The sequence below is a fragment of the Nocardioides pini genome (genome assembly GCF_026712185.1).
GTDB lineage: Bacteria > Actinomycetota > Actinomycetes > Propionibacteriales > Nocardioidaceae > Nocardioides > Nocardioides pini.
Window position 1 is genome coordinate 292059 of sequence record NZ_JAPPUX010000004.1, and the last position, 16881, is coordinate 308939.

A 16881-nucleotide genomic window follows, 5' to 3' on the forward strand; every position below is an offset into this window, starting at 1 on the left:
ATGTCCCCGACCCTGATGCTAGGCGCCATCCTTCTGTTCCTGGCCAGCACGCTCGCCCTTTCGCTCATCGGAGTGGCAACCGCAGAACGACGAGGCGTGGCGCGTTCAGTCGCGTCCATCAAGGCTCTCGACGCCGCCCCCGATGCCATCCGGGCCGAGCTCGAGCTGCCTTTCGCCGAGCGCGTGCTGGCGCCGCTGGGTGACAGATTTGTCGGCCTCGGCCGCAAGCTCGTGCGCGCGGACACCGCGAAGAAGATCCAGCACCGGCTGGACATCGCCGGGAACCCCACCGGTTGGGACGTCAACCGCATCCTCGGCCTCAAGGTACTTGGCTTGGGAGTCTTCGGGGCCATCGGCTTCCTCTACGTCTCGAGCACGTCGTGGCCCTTCTACCGTGTCATCATAGTTGGCGCGGCCATCGCCGCCTTCGGCTATCTCCTGCCCAACATCCTTCTCTACAACGCCGGCAGCAAGCGCGAAACGCTGATGCGCAAGGCGCTACCGGACGCTCTCGACCTGCTGACGGTCTCCGTGGAGGCTGGACTCGGTTTCGATGCCGCTGTGGGCCGCGTCGCGCAGAACACCGAGGGTCCGCTCTCGCAGGAGTTCCAACGCCTGCTCCAGGAGATGCAGATTGGACGTGGCAGGGTGGAGTCCATGCGCGCCATGGCCGAGCGGTCGTCCTTAGAGGACCTGCGATCGTTCTGCACCTCGATGGTGCAGGCCGACAGCCTCGGCATCCCCATCGGCCGCGTCCTCCGCATCCAGAGCCAGGAGATGCGGACCAAGCGGCGGCAGCGCGCCGAGGAGAAGGCGCAGCAGGTGCCCGTCAAGATCATGGTGCCACTCGTCCTCTTCATCCTCCCGTGCCTCTTCCTCGTGGTAATGGGTCCGGCCGCGATCGGCATCATGGACGCGTTCGGCGGGTAGAGGTCTCTGTGCAGACGTTCCCCACGGGATCACCTGACGGGCCCCAGCTACAGACGTGGCGCACCACCACGGCTGTACGCGTCTTCGCGCTCGCTTTGGGCGCCGGCATCGCGATCAGCGACGGAGTCGTCGTCGAGACAGCTCCCATCGTGGTCGTGATCACGCTGGTGGCGGCCGTCCTGGCACTGCTCGAGTGGCGCACGCGCGATCTACGCACCCACTGGTTCGTAATGGGCGAGTCCGTCGTCGTCCCGACAATCGTGGTAGCGACCGACTCCGGGGCCGTTCTCGGGGCGTGTCTGGCGTTCCCCGCGATCGTGGCGGGTGTCCGTCACGGACTCATCACCACACTCAACGTCACAATGGTGGCCGGACTGGCAAGCGCATTGACCTTGGCAGCCAACCCATATGGCGACGCCGACAAGCGCGCCACCTCCATGGTGCTGTGGCTCATGATCGGCCTGGGAGTGGGGCTGCTTGCCAGCTGGCAGTCCCGGTCCAGGCGTGACCTCGCCGCCCGACAAGCGCCCTACGCCGCCGCGCACCACCTGATGGCCCGTATTTACCAGCTCGCGACATCTGGTCACCTCGGCCTCGACAGCGCATCTCTCGCCACCGACCTGGAGTCGGCGATGCGCCAAGCGACGGGTGCCGCCCGGACGACGGTCTTCGTGGTCACCCCAGACCAGAGCCTTCGGCCCCTCAACGGGGGTGACGACGTCGAGCGCTTGGCGCGCGAGATCGGCGCAGGCAACGCCGAGCGCACGCCGGGTGCTGCTGTCGTCCCCCTTCGAGGCGCGCAACAGGTCCTTGGATACTGCGTCCTGGTCGGAGTTCCGCGCTGGACCGAGCAGCTCGACGAGCTGGCGCGAGAGGTGGCCGACGACTTCGCAGTCCGTCTCGATACCGCCGTCCTCTTCGACCACGTTCGCGTCCTCGCGACGTCCGAGGAGCGCAACCGGATCGCTCGTGAGATGCACGATGGCGTCGCCCAGGAGATTGTCGGCCTGGGGTACCTCGTCGATGAGATCGAGTCGACTAGCGACGACCCGCAGACCCGCGAGCTGGCCTCCGTGCTGCGTGTCGAGATCACCCGGCTCGTGTCCGAGATCCGCTTCTCGATATTCGACCTCCGACACCAGGTGACGGACGGCGGACTCTCGAGCTCGCTGGCCGACTACGCACGTGAGGTGGGCCATGCCTCCGGCATCCGGGTCCACCTGTCGCTGGCTGAGTCCGGTCCTCCACTCCCGCCACGGACGGCCACCGAGGTGCTGCGTGTCGCGCAAGAGGCCATCGGCAACGTGCGCAAGCACGCCAAGGCCCGCAACCTATGGGTGTCGTTGGACACCGACGGCGCAATGCTCAATCTGGAGATCGCGGACGACGGAGTCGGGAATGCCAACCCCCGCGAGCACCACTGGGGTATCCAGACGATGAGGGAGCGGGCGCATGGCGTGGGCGCCCTGCTCGAGATCGACGCTCGCCGTGACGGCGGCACCGTCGTCAGCCTGCGGTCACCCACTCCCACCACCTCCAAGAGAGAGGCCACCCATGAGCACCACCGTGCTACTGGTTGACGACCACGAACTCATCCGCCAGGGACTTGCCCGCGCGTTCGAGCGCGACGACGACATGTCGGTCGTAGGCCAGGCCGCCACCGTGGCGCAGGGCGTGGCGGCGTGGGAGACCTTGCAGCCTGACGTCGTGGTGACCGACCTCCAACTACCCGACGGGCACGGCCTCGACGTCGCCCGAGCCATTCGGCGCATCAGCGACACGACGGGCGTCGTGGTCCTGACGATGCACGCCGGAGACGACCAGATCTTCGCGGCGATGGAGGCTGGAGCCTCCGCATTCGTCGGTAAGGACACCAAGGCGACAGAGGTCGTCAGCGCAGCGAAACACGCTGCCGTGGCACCACGCACCTTCCTCTGCGCTGGCCTGAGCGCAGCGATGATGCGCCGGGCGACCAACCCTGCACCTCCGAAGCTCTCCGCGCGCGAGGATGAAGTGCTGACACTCTTGGCGGACGGGCTCGGCACGAGCGAGATTGCCGGTCGCCTCTACCTGAGCGAATCGACGGCCAAGACGCACATTACCCACATCTACCAGAAGCTCGGCGCCGCCAACCGCGCCCAGGCTCTGGTGGCTGCCATGCGGCTCGGCCTGCTCGACCACACCTTCCCCCAACGGTTCTGACCCGCGCCGATCCGTGTTATGCGGGAGCCTGAGGGGGTGGGTCACGAATGGTCACAAGGGACTATGCATCGCGGACCGATCACCTGATTCGACAGCTTCCCGATCTTGGCAGAGTTCTCTTCGACGGGTCCTCGTGGGCTCGAATCCAGAGACTCACACCAAACAGACACAAGGGGAAATCCAATGCTCGAGAAGTTCATCGCCTTCCAGCTCTTCATGATCGCCGACCGCAACGACGAGGAGAAGGGCGCCACCGCGGTGGAGTACGGGCTGCTCGTCGCCCTCATCGCCGCCGTTATCGTGACCGTCGTCGCGACCCTCGGCCAGCAGATCCTCGGTGGGTTCCAGGACGTCAGCGACACCATCGGCGGCGGCGGCGCCTGATCCATGTCTCGAACGGAACCGGCGCCGCAGCACCTTGCGGCGCCGGTTCAGTCACTTACAGCCCGGAGGTCCTGATGACGAAGCTACTCGTCCGTGCGAAGGCACCACGGAGCGAAATCGGAGCCACGGCCGTGGAGTACGGACTCCTGATCGCGCTCATCGCAGCGGTCATCGTCGGCGCAGTGGCCGCGCTCGGTGGCCCTGTGATGGGTCTGTACGAAAGGGCGAACTGGTGGGACACGTGATGGCAGGCCCGGCCGCGTAGGCGGTTCGAGCAGGGCGATCAGAAGGCGGTTGGTTCTCCGGCCGCCTTCCGTGCATTTGTTCTCACGACGACCGACTGAGCAGCCTCAGTCGGTCGCGCCAGGTCTTTACCAGTGCATTGAGCGGCAGCGACGAGTGCCGAAGCAGCCGCTTTGTCGAGCCACCCCCGGATGCACGGAGGTAGAGGTCCTTCAGCCCGTTCTCCCCCCCGCGCTCGGCAATGATCCGGCACGCGAGCCACGCCTCTTCGTAGCGCGCCTGCAGGTCCTGCCCACGCGTGTCGAAGTCGGTGGCCCGCGGCAACGACCGCGGCACACCGTCCCTCCTCGCCGCCGCAATCGCACGGCCCAGCGTCACGTCGTCCGGCAGCGGCGAGTCGCGCAGCGCGACGTAGTCTGCAAAGCCTTCGAGCAACCACGACTCCACCGGTCGCCGTACGGCGTCCGTCGCCACGTGGACGAGCTCGTGGCTCATCACCACCTGGGCGCCCGCGCGACGAAGACCGTCCGTCACGTCGGGGTTCACGAACACGTGGACGGGGCCGCGACCGTCGTCGTCGGACCCGGCCGGCGCCGTGACGGCGGCGATGCCGGCGTAGGTCCCGGGTGCCACCCCGAGCGCCTCGTCGAGGTCGGCGGCGGTCGCAGGGACCTCCACCACGACCGGTCCGCTCCAGTCCGGGAGGACCCGCCGCACGACGCCGATCCCCCGCGTGGCGCGAGCGGCCACGCTGTCAGCCTCGTCCTGCGGTCCGTCGACCATGACGAGGACCCTGTCCGATCGCGTCACCGACAGCGGGGCCCGGAGCCACAGGGGCAGACGGGTCCCGTCTCCCCGTGCTTCGAACCCCACGATGCCCAGGCCCTCCCCGCTGGGGGCGAACCTCACCACCACCTCGCTTCGCGCGGCCTCCTGGTCGAAGCCACGGAGCCGCCAGCCGAGCTCCGCGACACCGCTCCAGGAGCCGTCAGGCGCAACAGCACCCGCCTGGTCGACGTACCGCGCGCTGACCCCGTCGAGGTCGAGCGAGTCGACGTTCGCCGCGATGTCCGAGAGCAGGTCACGGGCGGCCGGAGGCGACGGAGGAGCCAGCTGCTCCAGCGCACGTGCGTCACGTCGCTCCACCGCCTCGACGAAGGCGGCGAGTGCCGAGGCAGCCTCCGCGGGGCTTGCACGCGGTGCGTCGGAGGGCGTGGCGGGCGTGACGTCCTGCCTGCCGTCGCGCGTCAGGAGCACCAGGACGAGCCCGACCACGAGAAACAGCGAAAGGCCGGCCGCCCACAGGAGTGGACGACCGGCCTTCGAGGTCTGCTGGTCAGCCAGGGCGGACCGCGCCGACGTAGGGCATCGAGTAGAGCCCCGAGACGGCGACGCCGGTGCCGGGGTTGGCGGCGTGGACGATCATGCCGTTGCCGATGTACATGCCGACGTGGCTGATCGGGCTGTAGTAGAACACCAGGTCACCGGGCTGCAGGTCGCTGGCGGCGATGCGCGGACCGGAGCTGAACTGGGCGCTGGACGAGTGCGGGAGCGACACGCCGGCCTGGGCCCAGGCGCGCATGGTGAGACCACTGCAGTCGAAGGCGTTCTCACCCATGGCGCCGTAGACGTAGGCGTCGCCGACCTGCGCCATGGCGTACTGCACAGCGGCGGCGGCGCGACCGGACGCGGGGACGGAGACCGAGCTGGGCGCGCGAGTCGTGGTGCCACGCGAGGCGAGCACCCGCTCGCGCTCCTCGGCCTCGAGGTCGGCGAGCAGGTCCTTGGCCTCGGCGAGCTTCTCGTCGACCGTGTCCTTCTCGGCGCTCAGCTGCTCGGTGATCTCGGCGATCTCCTTCGTGCGGGCCGCGGTGGCCTCACGTCGGATGTCGAGAGCCTGCAGCTCGGTGTCGTAGTCGGACAGCAGGGAGGCCTGCAGGTCGTTGAACGACGACATGGTCGAGAGGGAGTCGAGGAAGGCTCCCGGGTCGTCGGAGACGACGATCTGGCCGACGGTCGCGATGCCTTCTCCCTCGAGCTGCCGGACGACCGCGTCGGAGACCTGGTCACGGACGGCGTCGAGCCGCTCGTCCTGGCGCTCCTGGTCGGCCTTGAGGCCGTTGAGGTCGCTCCGGAGGTCGGCGAGGTCGAGCTTCGCGTCGTGGAGGCGCTCCTGCGCCGCCTCGGCCTCGTGGTAGAGGCGGTCGACACGGACCTTGACGTCCTTGATGTCGGGGTCGGCCTGGGCGGGGGTAGCGGGCACGAATGCGATGGCGGCGATTGCGGAGAGACCAAGAACGGTCGCGCCAACTCGCTTGCGGGTGTGAGCCACGAGCGGGGGAACTCCTCGGGGTGTCGTACGCCTACCAGGTGAGCTGACGGGTTCGGCCACGACAGGCCTACTCCTGCTCCTCGTGCCGCTCGCGCGGCACGCCTTGCAGGCGATTCACCCCAGGGGGAAGTGTGGTTCCCCGGCTCGTCGACCACGGGTGATGCGGGGGTGTGGTCCACGACTCGGCGCGACGCCCGCGCGGGCCGGGTGACCCACTGCCACGGACGTCAGCCCACACCCTAGACCGACGATCGGCCCGTCGCCAATCTTCGGCAGTAACTTGTGGGGACTCGTGTCGCGAACCGGTCAGGCGGACTCGATCACCGGCCCGGAGACGGGCTCGACCAGCCTCAACGGCGGCACCAGGCCGCCCGAGGCCAGGACGTCGAGGGCCGCCATCTCGTCGTCGTCGATGGTCAGCTCGGGTGGTGGGCCGAGGAGCACCGTCACCACGCAGTCGTGGCAGTGCAGCCCGCGCACCACGCAGGTGTCGCAGTCGATCCGTGTCGTCATGTCCCGAACGGTGACAGGGACCACCGACAACGGCTTCCGCGGCGTGTCGCCCACCGGCGTGCCCGACTAACCAGCGATCACACCGAGCAGCGCCGCGACAGGAACGCCCCTCGCTCCCCCGCGTGCGACATCTCGCACCACCGCCTGGTCGTCCGAGACCACGACCACCACGCGACCCCGGGGCTCGGCGTCCACCAGCTGGCGGATGACGTCGTCGGCGATGACGCCCGCGGGGCTGAACACCACCCGGACCCCGCGAGGCGCCGGCATCGCCGTACGCACCGTGGACTCCGCCGCGTCGAACACCACGGTCGTCTCCGCCCCGGTCCGGGCGACCAGCGGGCCGAGCGCAGCGACCAGGCGGCTCCGCTGGGCCTCGAGGCTCGCGGTCGGCCACCGCTGCTTGGTGACGTTGTAGCCGTCGATGACGAGCCGCGCGCGTGGCAGCGCCAGGGTCTGCTCGAGCAACGCCGGTGTGGCCGGTGCGCTGGAGGAAGGGGCGGCGTCGACGCCGGCCAGGGATGCCTCGACGGCGTCTCCGGGAGCGCCGCTGACGGCCGGCAGCGCGAGCTCGCGGCGCAGCCCCGTCGCGGCGTCGACGACGGCGTCGAGCAGGAGCCGCGCGCGGATGCTCGCGGCGTCGCGGTCGGACCTCACCTCCCGGCGGCTGGCCGCGAGGCCGGCCTCGGCCTCCTCGAGCTGGGCGCGCAGGCGCCGTACGTCCGCCTCCGCGGTGCGGGTGGCGACCTCGGCCGCCGCGACGGCCTCGTCCCGGGCGGCGTCGGCGGCATCGCGCGCCTCCTCGGCCGCACGCAGCACGCCCCGCGCCTCGCCGAGCCGCTGGCGCAGCACCTTGTGGTCGGCCCTCGCGCGTTCGAGCTCCTCCCTGTGCTGGGCGCGCACGGCGCTGAGCTCGGCCTGGAGGGCGGCGACCTGCGCGGTCAGGCGCGCCTGCTCGGCGTGCGACTGCTCGTCGCGCGCCTGGTCCTGCTCGAGCGACCCGGCGACCTCGGACACGACGCGCTCCCACCCGTCGGCCCTGACCAGCCAGGCGCGGGCGGCGGTGTCGAGGGGGTCGTCGGCAGCGCCGGGCACGGCCGAGACCTGGACCGCCGCGTGCTCGCGGAACTCATCGTGCTCGAGCGCCGTCCAGATGGCAGCACCACCGAGCCGGGCGCGGCGGGCCGGCGCGAAGGCTGCGACCTTGCGCAACGCCGGTGGCACCGGGGTGATCGACGGGAGGACCGCCGAGACCAGGGCGACCACCCGCAGGCGCAGCCGCTCCGGGAGTGGAGCCGGGTCGGTCACGGACGTCCCGTCATCCGGCAGCCGGGTCGGCGGAGGTGTCGGCCGACGCGCGGTCGACGACCTCGATGGCGTCGCTGCGGCCGCACCAGCGGCAGGCGACCGACTCGATCTCCTCGGAGCGGACCGTCTCCTCCTCGACCTGGTGGTCGCCGGCGAGGTCGAAGTGCCAGTACTCCGTGGTGCGACGGGTGCGGGTGACGTCGAAGCGGGTGAGGTTGCCGCAGCCGCCGCAGCGCAGGCGCCGCGCACCGTCGCCGGGAACGCGGAGGTCGCTGGTCTGGTCGGGCACGGGATCTCCTCGGGTCGTCGATCGCTTCGGTGGGTCGGGCGCGGTCAGCGTAGTCCGCGCGCCGCGGCCCCGATGTCGGATCCCACGTCTAGCGTCGTCGACATGAGCACCACCGCCCACCGTCCGACTCGCGAGAGGTCCCGCTGGGAGGCCCAGCGCAGCTTCGACGAGCTGGGGCGGCCGTTGCGGGACCTCACCTTCTGCGTGGTCGACCTCGAGACCACGGGCGGCTCGGCCGAGGCCGGGTCGATGATCACGGAGATCGGCGCGGTCAAGGTGCGGGGCGGCGAGGTGCTCGGCGAGTTTCAGACACTGGTCAACCCCCACACCGAGATCCCCGCGTTCATCGCCGTGCTGACCGGCATCAGCAACTCGATGGTCCACGACGCACCCCCCATCGAGGCCGCGCTGCCGGCGTTCCTGGACTTCGCGGCCGGGTGCGTCCTCGTCGCGCACAACGCGCCGTTCGACGTCGGGTTCCTTCAGCACTTCGCGCGCCGGCAGGGACGCCCCTGGCCGAAGTTCGAGGTGCTCGACACGGCCAAGCTCGCCCGACGCGTGATCACCCGCGACGACGCCCCCAACTGCAAGCTGTCGTCGCTGGCCAAGCTGTTCGGCTCGACGACGACGCCCAACCACCGTGCGCTCTCCGACGCGCGGGCCACGGTCGACGTGCTGCACGGCCTGATGGAACGGCTCGGCGGGCTCGGGGTACACACCCTTGAGGAGCTCCAGACCTTCTCGTCCCGGGTCAGCACGGCCCAGCGCCGCAAGCGCCACCTGGCCGAGGGTCTGCCCCACTCCCCCGGCGTCTACCTCTTCCGCGACGACCGCTCGCGCGTCCTATACGTCGGGACGTCCAAGGACCTCCGCACCCGGGTCCGCACCTACTTCACGTCGTCGGAGACCCGCACCAGGATCGGCGAGATGGTCGGCCTCGCCGAGTCGGTCACGGGCATCGAGTGCGCCACCGCGCTCGAGGCCGAGGTGCGCGAGCTGCGGCTGATCGCCGAGCACAAGCCGAAGTACAACCGCCGGTCGCGGTTCCCTGAGAAGGTCCACTTCCTCAAGCTCACCCGTGAGGCCTGGCCACGGCTGTCCCTGGTGCGGAAGGTCCTCGACGACGACGCCGACTACCTCGGCCCGTTCTCCTCGAAGAAGACGGCCGAGAAGTGCCTGGCCGCCCTGCACGAGACGTTCCCGGTCCGGCAGTGCAGCGGGCGGCTGCCGCTGGCCCCCTCGCGTTCGGCGTGCGTCCTGGCCGAGATGGGACGGTGCCTGTCCCCCTGCGACGGCTCCACCGATGCCTCGACCTATGCCGCGATCGTCCGTCAGCTGCGCGACACGCTGGTGCGAAGCCCCCACGAGGTGGTCGAGGCGATCAACCGGCGCATGAGCGCGCTGGCCGAGCGGGAGCGGTTCGAGGAGGCCGGCATCCACCGCGACCGGCTCGCCACGTTCGTCCGCGCCGCCGCTCGCACCCAGCGCCTGTCGGCCCTGACCCGCTGCCCCGAGGTCGTCGCCGCACGCCGGGAGGACACCGGCCGCTGGTCGGTGCACGTCGTACGCCACGGGCGGCTCGCTGCGGCCGGACTGATCCCGCCGGGCGCCGACGCCCACCAGTACGTCCGCGAGCTGACAGCCAGCGCCGAGACCGTCAGCGACGCCCCCGGACCGGTGCCGGCCGCGACGGCCGAGGAGACCGAGAAGATCCTGCGCTGGCTCGAGTCACCGGGCGTGCGCCTCGTCGACGTCGACGGCGAGTGGGTGTGTCCGCTCGGTGGCGCGGCGCGTCACCTCGCGATCTACGACGCCGCCAACCAGTCGCGGTTGTCGCTGGTCCCGTTCGACGAGCAGCGCCTTCCGTCGCCGGTGCACCAGCCGGTGCGCTGATCTCAGTCGAGGCCGATGCTGAACGCCGACTCGAGGTCGTGCCTGGAGTAGGTGCGGAAGGCGATGTGGGTCTCGGTCTCGGTGACCCCCTCGACCTTGTTGAGCCGGTCCGCGACGACGGACGCGACGTCCTCGTGCTCCCGCACCCGCACGAGCGCGATGAGGTCGATGGTGCCGGTCACCGAGTAGACCTCGCTGACGCCGTCGAGCGACGCGATCTCCTCCGCGACCTCGGGGATGCGGGCGACGTCGGCCTTCACGAAGACGATGGCGGTGATCATGGGGTCACGGTATCGCTGCCCAACCGGACGTTTCACCGATCGGTCGGACCCACTAGTCCTTTGTGACTACCGGCAGGCCATTTCTCGTCCAAGGTGGCGAGCGCGGTCCTAGCGTGTGGCGGTCTGCCACTGCCCGACGAGGGGAACTTCGGGATGTCTCGCACCACGCACCGCACCGCACTACGACTGCGCATTGCTGCCGCACTGACCTTGGGCCTGGTAGCCACCACGTTCGGGGTGCAGGCTCCGGCGTCCTCCGTGCCCCCGGAGATCCCGACGGGGCTGGCGGTCAACCAGCCGGACAGCACCACCACCATTCTGTCGTGGGAGCACGTCCCGAACGCGACTCGTTACTCCGTCACGGTCAACGGCGCGACGGCCAGCACCGTGAACAACTCCTACGTGCCTCCGCAGGCAATTCCGGAGGGCACGATCGACTGGTCGGTCACTGCCTACACCGGCACCGAAGCGGGTGGCACGGCCACGAACTCGTTCTCAAGCACGCGCCTGGCGGCGCCCGTGCTGGCAAGTCCCGCCTCGAACGCGGTGTTGGCCCAACCCACCAACCCACCGCTCCTGAGCTGGGCTCCCTCGGCTGGCGCGACCTCCTACAAGGTCGAGGTGGACGGCGACTCGGACTTCGTCGGTGCGTCTACGTACACCACCGAGAACACCAGTCTTGTCGTGCCTGTGTCACTGGGTGACGGGGACTGGTACTGGCGCGTGACGGCCAGCAAGGGCAGTGGCCTGAACTCCCCGCTCAGCGAGGAGCGCCGCTTCGTGGTCTCCCCGCTCTCGGCGCCCGCGATCGTCTCGCCGCCCGACGACTCCACGCAGACCCTTCAGGACGTGGTGCTCGACTGGACCCCGGTTGCGGGTGCCGTCTCCTACGACGTGCAGGTCTCCACCGAGGCGGACTTCAGCCAGGGAGCTGCCCTCACCGACAGCCAGACCGGGATACTCGGCACGCGCTACTCCCCGAACGTCACCTACGACAACAAGAGCTACTTCTGGCGTGTGCGGGCGACCGACATGTCGGGTCAGGCCACCCCGTGGACGGCCGCGCGGTTCAGCTTCACTCGCAACTGGCCGGACCGTCCGACGGCGGTCTACCCAGCTGCCGCCGGGGCCGAGGAGGTGCCGGCGCCGCTGTACTTCCAGTGGACGCCGATCAAGCACGCTTCGGAGTACGAGTTCCAGCTGGGGACCCAGGCCAACTTCACCGTCGGAACGTTCGAGAGCTGCCGGATCGCCGGAACGACTTTCACGCCGGGCATGTTCGCTGTCAACACGACGGGAATCCTCGCTCCGCCGCGCAACAACGAGGACTGCATCCCGCAGGCGGGGGAGATCAACTACTGGCGTGTCCGCGGCCTCGACCGACCCTTCACGAAGTCTGGAGACATCCCGGGCATCCAGGGCCTCTTCTCCGAGACGGAGTCGTTCACCTACATGCCGCTCAGCGTGACCAACATGTCGCCCCGGCTTGGTGCCACCGTCGACGTGCCGACTCTGCGGTGGGACACCGCCGTCGGCGCCGAGGCGTACGAGGTGTCCATCCTCAAGGCGAACGGTTCGCAGGTCGTGAAGACAGAGACTTCGGCGACCAGCTACACGCTCGACGGCGTTTCTCGCTTGGACCCGGCGGATGGTCCGTTCACGTGGCGCATCACTGCGCTGGGCGCAGACCGAAGTCGGTCGGTGACCTACAGCAACACGTTCAACGTTTCGGGTAACGACCCCTCGAGTGCTCAGGCACCCCTGACGCCACTGACGCCGACGTCTTCGACGACCGGCATCATGACCGCTCCGTCCTTGACCTGGGCGCCGCTTGCGGGCGCGCACCACTACGCCGTTCGCGTGGGCAACGCAACCGACGGATCTCAAGTCTGGTTCGGGCACGGGTCCGACGACCTCTTCGGGCAGTCAGTGCCGTACCCGGCGATGACTGACACCTCGAAGCGGCTGCTCCTGCCGGGGTCCTACGACTGGCAGGTGACTGCCTACGACAAGGACAACGTAGCAATTGGGACTGGTACCGAGGGTAGGTTCACGGTGGAGGAGATCAGGTCGACCACCGGGCATGCCCTGGCCCAGGACGGTCAGCAGCTCGACGTCAACTACTCCGGCACGCGGAACCCGTGCACTCCCACCACGGGTAGCTGTGTCGTGCCGAGCACGCCGGTCCTCCGTTGGGCGCCCGACCCTCGCGCCTCGTACTACATGGTCTACGTCGCGAGCGACCCGAGCTTCACCAACCTGCTGGAGCCGAGCAACGCTGTGCCGGCGACTCGGAACACGATGTACGCGCCGGCGCTCGACAATCGCGCGCACACATATCCGGACAGCCAAGCCGGTCAGTCCTACTACTGGCACATTCGTCCGTGCCGCACCGCCCTGAATTGCGGCCCTGACCCGGTGTCACAGACCGACGTCGCCCACGGCACATTCAAGAAGCGGTCGCCGGACGTTCAAGGCCTCCAGAACACGACCGGCTCAGGCACAGAGATCACCTTTTCCTGGACCGACTACTGGTCCTCCAACCAGGAGCAGCCGTGGGCCCAGACCGGCGAGGTCCCCAACCAGTCTGCGAAGCAGTACCGCATCGAAGTGGACGACGACGCCTCGTTCGCCGGCACGCTGGTCGACAGTGCGCTGGTGGATCAGACCACCTACACGGCCTCCAAGAAGCTCTACCCGGAGGGCACGCTCTACTGGCGGGTGCAAGCAGTCGACTCTGACGACAACGGACTCGCGTGGTCCAGCACGGGAACGCCGGGCGCGTATCACTCCTTCACCAAGCAGAGTCCGCAGGTCAATCTCACGTCGCCAATCAGCAACGCACAGGTTGCCGGAACTACCCCGTTCCGATGGGCACCCCAGGCATTCGCCAAGTCGTACGACATTGAGTTGTACGCGAACGACGACGCAACGTTCTCGTCGGCGAACAAGCTGAGCTTTGCTTCTGCTACCGGCCTGCGCAACGCCGCGTTCGTGCCAACACAGACGCTGCCTGTGTCCGACCAGTACTACCTGTGGCGTATCCGCAGGACCGACTCTGACGGCAACAAGGGTCCGTGGTCAGTGGCCGGCCGCTTCCGCGTGGCCGCTGGCGCCCTGAACCTGCTCGCTCCTGCGCCCGGAGGCTCGACACCACCGAATGGCGCCGTGCTCCAGTGGGGCCGCGTCAGCGGTGCCGCGAGCTACTCCGTCATGCTCACACCGCCGAGCGGGTCGAGCCAGAGCTTCTCAACCTCCGCCAGCGCGTACGCTCCACTCACCAACTTAGTCAGCGGCACGTACCAGTGGACGATTACTGCGAAGGACGCTAGCGGCAACCCCATCGGAAGCGCCTCCTCGTCGTTCGTTGTGAACAACCAGCTGCAGGCGTCGCTCAAGCCCGTCATCGAGACTCCGGAGGGCACCGGTCTCGGCAAAACTCTGCGCGTGGCCGCGCCGGCCTGGTCGCCCGGCGGCGTGAGCGTCACCACGACCTACCAGTGGCTGCGCGACGGATCCTCGATCAGTGGAGCGACCGGCACCTCCTACACGTTGGTCAACGCTGACTTCGGGAAGTCCATCACCGTCAAGGCGACTGGCAAGGCACCTGGCTACATCGACGGCATCAGCACGAGCCTGCCGATCTCACCGACATCCGGAGACGCCATCGCGAACGTGACGGCACCCACCATCACGGGCAGCCCGGTCGCCGTCGGCAGCCGCCTGACTGGCAACCGCGGGACGTGGCCCACGTCGTACGGCACGCTGTCCTACACCTATGCATGGCTGAGGGATGGTGCGCCGATCCCGGACCAGACGACGACGACCTACACGCCAACGGCTGCAGACGTGGGGACCGACATCATTTTCCGCGTCACGGCTTCCGCATCGGGCTACACGAATGGCGTGGCGCAGTCCAACCCCGTTCGAGTGGAGACTCTCTCCGCGGTGACGGGACCGCAGGTATCCGCTCCGTCTGGCACCGGTATCGGCGCTGGGCTCGTCGGCCAGAGCCCGGTCTGGAACCAGCCCGACGTCACGACCACCTATCAGTGGTTGCGCAACGGCTCGGCGATTACCGGGGCGACGACCTTGGCCTACAACCTGACCGTCACCGACCTGGGCAAGGAGATCAGCCTCCGGGCGTCAGGTCAGAAGTCCGGCTTCCAGGACAGCATCACGGTCAGCAACGCAGTCGTCGCAACAGCAGGAGGCGCGCTGCAAGCCACCGTCCAACCCACGATCACAGGCACCGCCGCCTCCGGCAGCAGCGTGAGGGTTGAGCCGGGCACGTGGTCGCAGCCGTCGCCGACCTTCAAGTATCAGTGGCTGCGCAACGGGGTCCCGATCCCGAGCGCCACCAGTTCGACTTACCGGCTAACGACAGACGACGCCGGGACGAACGTGGGCGTCACAGTCCTCGCGTCCAAGACAGGCTTCAGCGACGGCTCGGCGAACGCCGCTGCGGTGGCGGTCGCCCGACTGAAGTCGACCACTGCCGGTGCTCTCAAGGCATCCCGCATCAAGGTGGGATCGCGCGCCAAGCTGAACATCACGGTCGCGGTCAGCGGGCTCAGCACCCCGATCGGGGTTGTCCAGGTGCTCGACAAGGGCAAGAAGATCGCTCAGTTCACCATGGCGCCGGTGCACAAGGGCAAGAAGACCCTCAAGCTGAAGAAGCTGCCCAAGGGCAAGCACAAGCTCCAGGTGGTCTACCTCGGCAACGCCCAGACCTTCGGGTCGAAGTCCAAGCGGATCATCCTCTACGTCGTGAAGTAGGGGTCCAAGGTCACGGCGGGGGCTAGTCTCCCGCCGTGACCTGGCTTGCTGACCACTTGCTCGACATCCTCGGGTGGGGCGGCAGCGCGCTGCTCGTCTACTCCCTCCTCCAGGCAAGCGTCCTCAGGCTGCGCGTTCTCAACGCGATCGCGTGCGTGATCCTCATCGTGTTCAACGCGGTGCTCGAGGTCTGGCCCATGGTCGCCATGAACGCCGTGCTCGTCTCGATCAACACCTGGTTCATCGTCCGCCTGCTTCGAGACCGTCACGATGAGTCCGCATTCGAGGTGCTCGAGGTCGGGCCCGCCGACGAGTACCTGCGCCACACGCTCCGCGTGCACGGGGCTGACATCCTGAAGTTCAACCCGACGTTCGTCCACGACCCCTCGGACGACCAGGACGCCTTCCTCGTGCAGAAGGGCGACGAGACAGTCGGAGTCGTCCTGCTGCGAGAGACGGGCGAGACAGCCGACGTGCTGCTCGACTACGTCACTCCACGCTTCCGGGACTTCTCCCCCGGCGAGTTCGTCTGGCGGAAGAGCGGACTGCTCGCAGAACGCGGCATCAGACGGGTCGTGACACCGCCGGGAATGGTCGGCGCCTACTACGACCGGCTCGGCTTCCGGCGCGAGGGTGAGTCGTACGTCCTCGAGCTCTGAGTCAGGCTGACGTCGCCGCCACCCACCGCTCGAGGGTCGACTGCGCGGCCCCCGAGTCGATCGCCTCGGCGGCCTTGGCCACGCCGGCAGCCAGGGCCGCGTCGACCTCGGAGCCCGGGGAGTCGTAGACCGCGAGAGCCGCACCGGCGTTGAGGACGACGGCGTCGCGGACGGGCCCCTGCTCCCCCGCCAGGAGGCGGCGTACGACATCGGCGTTGTGCGCGGCGTCGCCCCCGCGGAGGTCCGCGGTCGTCGCCGGGGCGAGGCCGAGGGAGGCGGGGTCGACCGAGCTCTCGGTGACCTGGCCGTCGTGCACGCGCCAGAGGGTCGAGGTGGTCGTGGTGGTCAGCTCGTCGAGCCCGTCGTCACCGCGGAAGACCCAGGCGTCGACGCCCCGGCCCGCGAGCACGCCGGCCATCACGGGGGCCATCCGGGCGTCGGCGCAGCCGATCGCCTGCGCCTGCGGGCGGGCCGGGTTCGTCAGCGGACCGAGGATGTTGAAGGTGGTGGCGATGCCGAGCTCGCGGCGCGGCACGGCCGCGTGCCGCATCGCGGGGTGGAAGGCGGCCGAGAAGCAGAAGGTGATGCCGGCCTCCTCCGCCACCTCCGCGACCCGCGCGGGCGGGAGGTCGAGCCGGATGCCGAGGGCTTCGAGCACGTCGGCCGAGCCGGACTTCGACGACGCGGAGCGGTTGCCGTGCTTGACCACGCGCGCACCCGCGCCGGCCGCGACGATCGCGGACATGGTCGAGATGTTGACCGACATCGACCGGTCGCCACCGGTGCCGACGATGTCGAGCAGCCGACCGGGCACCGAGATCGGGTTGGCCGCCGCGAGCATCGCGTCGGCGATGCCGGTGACCTCGTCCACCGTCTCGCCCTTGGCCCGCAGCGCCACGACGAGCCCGGTCAGCTGGACCGGCGTCGCCGCGCCGGCGAAGACCTCGGCCATGGCCCATCGCGCCTGCTCGGTCGTCAGGTCGCCACCGGCGACCAGCGTGGAGAGGACGTCGGGCCAGGTGTGGGACATGGGGCCGAGTGTTTCAGACCGTTGAAGGGTCGGGACGC

At 69.0% G+C, this 16881-nt stretch carries 14 protein-coding genes and 1 riboswitch; of the genes, 7 read left to right on the forward strand and 7 right to left on the reverse strand.

The window, feature by feature from the left end:
- The 4 genes from NYO98_RS14770 (at position 1) to NYO98_RS14785 (ending at position 3516) form a co-directional block, all read left to right on the forward strand.
- Positions 1–930, forward strand: a complete 930-nt coding sequence (locus NYO98_RS14770; protein WP_268112504.1) for a type II secretion system F family protein — start codon at positions 1–3, stop codon at positions 928–930.
- Positions 931–938: 8 nt separating this feature from the next.
- Entirely contained in the window at positions 939–2510 is a 1572-nt protein-coding gene (locus NYO98_RS14775; protein ID WP_268112505.1) for a sensor histidine kinase, read from the forward strand.
- Positions 2485–3132, forward strand: coding sequence for a response regulator transcription factor (locus NYO98_RS14780; protein WP_268112506.1), 648 nt, complete (start codon positions 2485–2487; stop codon positions 3130–3132). The genes NYO98_RS14775 and NYO98_RS14780 overlap by 26 nt, the downstream gene beginning before the upstream one ends.
- Before the next feature lie 183 nt (positions 3133–3315).
- On the forward strand, positions 3316–3516 hold the full coding sequence (locus NYO98_RS14785; protein WP_268112507.1) for a Flp family type IVb pilin: 201 nt from the start codon (positions 3316–3318) through the stop codon (positions 3514–3516).
- Between the two features lie 327 nt (positions 3517–3843).
- Here the strand turns inward: NYO98_RS14785 and NYO98_RS14795 are convergent, their stop codons facing one another.
- The 5 genes from NYO98_RS14795 to NYO98_RS14815 form a co-directional block, all read right to left on the reverse strand.
- Entirely contained in the window at positions 3844–5034 is a 1191-nt protein-coding gene (locus NYO98_RS14795; protein WP_268112509.1) for a hypothetical protein, read from the reverse strand.
- Positions 5035–5095: 61 nt separating this feature from the next.
- Positions 5096–6022, reverse strand: coding sequence for a C40 family peptidase (locus NYO98_RS14800; protein ID WP_268112510.1), 927 nt, complete (start codon positions 6020–6022; stop codon positions 5096–5098).
- A 99-nt stretch (positions 6023–6121) separates the two neighbouring features.
- Positions 6122–6257: riboswitch (cyclic di-AMP (ydaO/yuaA leader) on the reverse strand.
- A gap of 140 nt (positions 6258–6397) precedes the next feature.
- Positions 6398–6604 carry a hypothetical protein gene (locus NYO98_RS14805; protein WP_268112511.1) on the reverse strand — a complete coding sequence of 69 codons (207 nt, stop codon included), beginning with the start codon at positions 6602–6604 and terminating at the stop codon, positions 6398–6400.
- Between the two features lie 66 nt (positions 6605–6670).
- Complete coding sequence (locus tag NYO98_RS14810) at positions 6671–7912, reverse strand: NYN domain-containing protein (protein WP_268112512.1); 1242 nt, start codon at positions 7910–7912, stop codon at positions 6671–6673.
- A 10-nt stretch (positions 7913–7922) separates the two neighbouring features.
- The gene (locus NYO98_RS14815; protein ID WP_268112513.1) at positions 7923–8201 is read right to left on the reverse strand and encodes a hypothetical protein; all 279 of its coding nucleotides are present in this window, start codon (positions 8199–8201) and stop codon (positions 7923–7925) included.
- A gap of 102 nt (positions 8202–8303) precedes the next feature.
- Between NYO98_RS14815 and NYO98_RS14820 the strand changes: the two genes are divergently transcribed.
- Entirely contained in the window at positions 8304–10094 is a 1791-nt protein-coding gene (locus NYO98_RS14820; protein ID WP_268112514.1) for a DEDD exonuclease domain-containing protein, read from the forward strand.
- A gap of 2 nt (positions 10095–10096) precedes the next feature.
- On the opposite strand, the gene NYO98_RS14825 is transcribed toward NYO98_RS14820, so the two are convergent.
- A complete protein-coding gene (locus NYO98_RS14825) occupies positions 10097–10375 on the reverse strand; it encodes an Lrp/AsnC family transcriptional regulator (protein ID WP_268112515.1) in 279 nt (92 codons plus the stop codon).
- A gap of 153 nt (positions 10376–10528) precedes the next feature.
- On the opposite strand from NYO98_RS14825, the gene NYO98_RS14830 reads away from it, so the two are divergent.
- Together NYO98_RS14830 and NYO98_RS14835 are read left to right on the forward strand one after the other, a co-directional pair.
- Positions 10529–15154, forward strand: coding sequence for an Ig-like domain repeat protein (locus NYO98_RS14830; protein ID WP_268112516.1), 4626 nt, complete (start codon positions 10529–10531; stop codon positions 15152–15154).
- 35 nt (positions 15155–15189) lie between these two features.
- Positions 15190–15813 (forward strand): hypothetical protein, encoded by a 624-nt coding sequence (locus NYO98_RS14835; protein ID WP_268112517.1) that lies wholly within the window; start codon positions 15190–15192, stop codon positions 15811–15813.
- A gap of 1 nt (position 15814) precedes the next feature.
- Here the strand turns inward: NYO98_RS14835 and trpD are convergent, their stop codons facing one another.
- Positions 15815–16843, reverse strand: coding sequence for an anthranilate phosphoribosyltransferase (gene trpD, locus NYO98_RS14840; RefSeq protein WP_268112518.1), 1029 nt, complete (start codon positions 16841–16843; stop codon positions 15815–15817).
- Between the last annotated feature and the right edge of the window lie 38 nt (positions 16844–16881).